This is a genomic window from Zoogloea sp. LCSB751 (assembly GCF_002028455.1).
In the GTDB taxonomy this organism is placed as follows: Bacteria; Pseudomonadota; Gammaproteobacteria; order Burkholderiales; family Rhodocyclaceae; genus Zoogloea.
Genome location: NZ_MWUM01000702.1, coordinates 1 through 231, shown reverse-complemented (window position 1 = coordinate 231; position 231 = coordinate 1). Strand labels below are relative to the sequence as shown.

At 60.2% G+C, this 231-nt stretch carries 1 pseudogene; it reads left to right on the top strand.

The window, feature by feature from the left end:
• Positions 1 to 231, top strand: a pseudogene (locus tag B4920_RS28250) (ABC-F family ATPase); the annotation flags it as partial.

The window sequence follows — 231 nt, the reverse complement described above, 5'->3', positions numbered from 1 at the left end:
ATCGGCTACTACGCCCAGGATCACGCCGACGATTTCGACACCGACCTCAACGTGTTCGACTGGATGGCCCAGTGGAAACAGGCCAACGAAGACGAGCAGGCGGTGCGCTCGGTACTGGGTCGTCTGCTGTTCACCCAGGACGACATCAAGAAGCCGGTCAAGGTGCTCTCCGGTGGCGAACAGGGTCGCATGCTGTTCGGCAAGCTGATGATGCAGCGACCCAACATCCTG